1 protein-coding gene is annotated in these 532 nt (G+C 49.8%); it reads left to right on the top strand.

What is annotated here, in order from left to right; translation table 11 throughout:
• A partial coding sequence (gene efp / locus ACTHUM_RS18465) for an elongation factor P (RefSeq protein WP_440403746.1) occupies positions 1 to 532 on the top strand: 532 nt, incomplete at both ends.

The following is a 532-nucleotide window of genomic DNA, read 5'->3' as shown; positions in this document are numbered from 1 at the left end:
CCGGCAACGTATTCATGGTCGGCAACGATCCTATGGTCGTTCAAAAAACCGAATACATCAAAGGCGGCCGCTCTTCCGCCAAAGTCAGCATGAAACTGAAAAACCTGCTGACCGGTGCCGCTACTGAAACCATTTACAAAGCCGACGACAAATTCGACGTCGTGATCCTGTCCCGCAAAAACTGTACTTACAGCTACTTTGCCGACCCAATGTACGTCTTCATGGACGAAGAGTTCAACCAATACGAAATTGAAGCCGACAACATCGGCGACGCGTTGAAATTCATCGTTGACGGCATGGAAGACCAATGCGAAGTCACTTTCTACGAAGGCAACCCAATCTCCGTAGAATTGCCTACCATCATCGTTCGCGAAGTTGAATACACCGAGCCTGCCGTTAAAGGCGATACTTCCGGCAAAGTGATGAAAACCGCACGTCTGGTCGGCGGCACTGAAATCCAAGTGATGTCTTACATCGAAAACGGCGACAAAATCGAAATCGATACCCGTACCGGCGAATTCCGCAAACGCGC

Source organism: Neisseria sp. P0021.S006 (assembly GCF_051956895.1).
The sequence above is the reverse complement of the archived record's forward strand: the minus strand, read 5'-3'. Positions and strand labels throughout refer to the sequence as shown.